We start from the raw sequence: 3704 nt of genomic DNA, 5'->3' as shown, positions 1-3704 counted from the left end.
CATCACCAAGCTCGAATTGCTCGAGCCGCGGCGGAAGGCCTTCGCGAAGCTCGATACCAACGGCAACGGCAGCCTCAGCTTCGAGGAATGGGCGGTAAAGACGATCGGAAAGTTCGAAGGCGCTGATGCCGACGACAGCGGTTGGCTCACCCCAGCCGAATATTCGACGACCAAGCCGAAGACCCGCCCCAAGCCGAAATGCGCCTGCTGATCAGGCAGGCTCAGGCATTCGCTCCCGCCACGCCTTGAGGTCCGCTTTCGCCCGGGCGGTGTAGAGGGCCTTGCGGTCGCCCTTCTTCATCTTGCCCCCAACCGGCGGGAACAGGCCGAAATTGACGTTCATCGGCTGGTAGCTTTCGGCCTCTGCGCCGCCCGTAATGTGACCGAGCAGCGCTCCGAGCGCCGTCGTCGGAGGGGGAGGCGCCATCTCGCGGCCCAGCAGCTCCGCCGCGGCGAAGCGGCCGGCGAGGAGGCCAACGGCGGCCGATTCCACATAGCCTTCGCAGCCGGTGATCTGGCCGGCGAAGCGGATGTGCGGTGCTTTCCTAAGCCGCAGCGTGCCGTCGAGAAGCTGCGGCGAATTGATGAAGGTATTGCGGTGGAGCCCGCCCAATCGCGCGAATTCGGCATTCTCCAAGCCTGGGATCGTTCGGAACAGCCGCACCTGCTCGGCATATTTAAGCTTGGTCTGGAAGCCGACCATGTTGAACAAGGTGCCGAGCGCGTTGTCCTGTCGCAGCTGCACCACCGCATAGGGCCACCGGCCCGTGCGCGGATTGTCGAGGCCAACGGGCTTCATCGGCCCGTAGCGGAGGGTGTCGACGCCGCGTTCCGCCATCACTTCGATCGGCATGCAGCCTTCGAAATAGGGCGTGTCCTTCTCCCACTCGCGGAACTCGGTCTTCTCGCCCTCGATGAGGCCTTGGTGGAAGGCGAGATACTGATCCTTGTCGAGCGGGCAGTTGATATAATCCTTACCCCCCTTGTCCCACCGGGCCGCCATCCAGGCGACACCCATATCGATCGAGTCGCGATGGACGATGGGAGCGATCGCATCGAAAAAAGCGAGCGCGTCAGAGCCCGTCGCCGCCCCGATCGACTCCGCCAGCCGCGCCGCCGTGAGCGGCCCGGTCGCGACAATGGTGAGGCCGGAGGAGGGGAGGGCATCTACCCGCTCGCGCACCAGCTCGATGTTCGGATGGGCGGTCAGCCGCTGCGTAACCGCTTCCGAAAAGCCATGCCGATCCACCGCTAGCGCCGAGCCCGCCGGCACCTTGTGCACATCGGCCGACGCCATGATCACCGAGCCGAGTGCCCGCATCTCGGCGTGAAGCAGCCCGACGGCGTTGCTGACGTCGTCGTCGGAGCGGAAGCTGTTCGAGCAGACCAGTTCCGCAAGCGAGTCCGTGTGATGCGCAGGCGTCATCTCGCCCGACCCGCGCATCTCCGAAAGCCGCACCTTCACCCCCGCCTCGGCAAGCTGCCATGCAGCCTCGGAACCCGCGAGCCCGCCGCCGATGATGTGAACTTGATGGGACATGAAGGCGCGATTAGCGCGAACGGGCGGCGGCGGATAGCGCTTCGGCGCGCTGCTTGACCAAAGCGAGCAGATTGTTCTCGAGATCACCGAGGAAGAGCTCGCCCCACAGACGGGAATAGGTATTGACCGGGGTCTTGATCCAATAGCGTGTCTCGATCGTAAGGCGGGTGCGGCCGGAGGTGAGCGGCTCCATGCGATAGCCGCCGGTGGTGACGCGGAAATAGGGGCTGTCGGGCATTAGGTGGCGGTCGGTGAAGCGCCAGCCCTCGATATGATCGAAGACGAAACGCCAGCCGATGCGCTGGCCGGGCTGCCACTCCACGATTTCCTCGCGAAAGCGCACGTCGCGGCCCCAATTGGCGAGCCGCGTCGCGCCTATGCCTTCGCCGACGAGGCGGGCGCCGAGCGGGCGGGGCACGCCGATCACATTCTGGGTGACGTTCCACCGGCCCTCGCCGGGGCGGACGTCGGGTATGCCGCGCAGCAGCGGCCAGATGCGCGCCGGCGAGGCGTCGACGACGATCGAGCGCGTCACCGCCACGTCCGCCTGAGGAAGCGGCACGTAGGGCTCGATCTGCATCGAAACTAAGGGGAGGAGTAGCGCCGCGGCGCAGTACGTCGTGCCCCCTTCTCCATCGTCGTCGCGGCGGCGGCGCAAGCGCCACGTGAGATCGGCGCCGATCAACCCGCTGATCAGCCAGAGCGGGGACAGGATGAGGACGCACACGACGCCCTCGCGAAGCACCACCAGCGACAGCAGGACCACCGCCAGCAGGATCCATACCGGGATCAGCCGGTAGGATTTCGCGGAGCGCTCTCCCCACGGATCCGAAACATAGGCGACGAAGGCGCAGATGCCGGCGGGCAGCACCAGCAGGAAGGAGAAGCTGACCAGACCGCTTGTGGGCTGGGTCGCTTCGATGAGCAGATAGACGCCGCATGCAAAGGCGAGGGCTACGACCATGGCGCCCGCGATTCGGAGCACTGGCGAGACGTTGCGCCGGGACGGGCGGTGCTCAGAGGTCATGGGCGGCTCCTGAACCGGTAGGTCTTAACTTATGGGCAAAGCGATACGGGAGGCGGCCCCGGAAGGCCGCCCCCGCACTAGGTTATCCCGCCTGCGGATATGCCGGCTGGCTGGAGAACCATTCGTTCACCTTGCGGCCGAAGCGGGCGATGGCGGACATGTTGAAGAAGTGCATGCCGCCCAGCACCAGCACGGCGAGGCCGACCTTGCTGCTGAGGAAGCGGATCGCCTCGGGAATGGTCGTAGGCTCGTTGCCCAGGCTCAGTGTCAGCGTAATGAAGCCGATATTGACGAGGTAGAAGCCGACGACGAGCAGGTGGTTGGTGGAGTTGGCCAGCTCCTCGTTCTGGCCGAAGCACTGGACGAGGAAGACCTTGCCGTTCTTCGACAGCGTGCGGGCGACCCAGATCGTGATGCCGATGGCGATCAGGAGATAGAGGAGGTAGGCGATTTCGACCATTGTTCTTTCCTTTCTACGGGAATTTCTGGAAATACAGAAATCAGGTGGCGCGACTCAGCTGAAATGGGACATGGGCATGCCTCCTATCGCTGGTCGGTTTTGCCGAGGCCCGGGATGAAGCGCGCCACCTTGGCGCCGAGCTTCATCAGAGTGACCAGGGTCGGCTTGGGGAGCCCGCGGACCTGCTCGTACCAGTTGCCGAGCGTCGAGATGAACTCGTGCATGCGGGTGATGCGCTCACGAACGTGGCGGGGCGCGGTCTGGTCCTGTTTCAGCCTTTCCGAAAGCTCGGCGAGCAGGGCGATCGTGGGATCGATTTCGCGGCGCTTCCGCTCGGCCGTGATCCGCATCAGCATATCCCAGAGGTCGGTCTCGGCGACGAAATGGTCGCGCCGGTCTCCTTCCACATGCACCCGCCGAACGATCCCATAGCCCTGCAGCTCCTTGAGGCCGGTCGAGACGTTGGAGCGCGCAAGGCCGAGCTGTTCGACGATCTCGTCGGCGGCCAGGGGGCGGTCCGAAAGATAGAGGAGCGCGTGGATCTGCGAGACCGAGCGGTTGACGCCCCATTGCGTGCCCATCTCCCCCCAATGGAGGATGAAGGCTTTGACGTCGGGATGTTCGATCAGGGACATTACTCTTCTTTCTGTAAATCCAGAAATAACAGTACGTCTCCT

The 3704-nt window shown here is 64.4% G+C and carries 5 protein-coding genes; 1 reads left to right on the top strand and 4 read right to left on the bottom strand.

What is annotated here, in order from left to right:
* The coding region (locus VF662_RS04695) for an EF-hand domain-containing protein (protein WP_464138277.1) at positions 1-211 on the top strand (211 nt) is incomplete at its 5' end.
* On the opposite strand, the gene trmFO is transcribed toward VF662_RS04695, so the two are convergent.
* The 4 genes from trmFO to VF662_RS04675 form a co-directional block, all read right to left on the bottom strand.
* Positions 212-1540, bottom strand: coding sequence for a methylenetetrahydrofolate--tRNA-(uracil(54)-C(5))-methyltransferase (FADH(2)-oxidizing) TrmFO (gene trmFO / locus VF662_RS04690; protein WP_464138274.1), 1329 nt, complete (start codon positions 1538-1540; stop codon positions 212-214).
* A 10-nt stretch (positions 1541-1550) separates the two neighbouring features.
* On the bottom strand, positions 1551-2567 hold the full coding sequence (locus VF662_RS04685; RefSeq protein ID WP_464138271.1) for an SRPBCC family protein: 1017 nt from the start codon (positions 2565-2567) through the stop codon (positions 1551-1553).
* Positions 2568-2649: 82 nt separating this feature from the next.
* Complete coding sequence (locus VF662_RS04680; RefSeq protein WP_464138269.1) at positions 2650-3027, bottom strand: hypothetical protein; 378 nt, start codon at positions 3025-3027, stop codon at positions 2650-2652.
* Between the two features lie 83 nt (positions 3028-3110).
* A complete protein-coding gene (locus tag VF662_RS04675; protein WP_464138266.1) occupies positions 3111-3662 on the bottom strand; it encodes a GbsR/MarR family transcriptional regulator in 552 nt (183 codons plus the stop codon).
* Positions 3663-3704: the final 42 nt, after the last annotated feature.

This window comes from Allosphingosinicella sp. (assembly GCF_036387215.1).
GTDB lineage: Bacteria > Pseudomonadota > Alphaproteobacteria > Sphingomonadales > Sphingomonadaceae > Allosphingosinicella.
The sequence above is the reverse complement of the archived record's forward strand: the minus strand, read 5'-3'. Positions and strand labels throughout refer to the sequence as shown.

Excerpts from the sequence above, each read along its gene's own strand:
- trmFO (WP_464138274.1), bottom strand. The coding sequence starts at position 1,540 with ATGTCCCATCAAGTTCACATCATCGGCGGCGGGCTCGCGGGTTCCGAG.
- VF662_RS04685 (WP_464138271.1), bottom strand. The coding sequence starts at position 2,567 with ATGACCTCTGAGCACCGCCCGTCCCGGCGCAACGTCTCGCCAGTGCTC.
- VF662_RS04680 (WP_464138269.1), bottom strand. The coding sequence starts at position 3,027 with ATGGTCGAAATCGCCTACCTCCTCTATCTCCTGATCGCCATCGGCATC.
- VF662_RS04675 (WP_464138266.1), bottom strand. The coding sequence starts at position 3,662 with ATGTCCCTGATCGAACATCCCGACGTCAAAGCCTTCATCCTCCATTGG.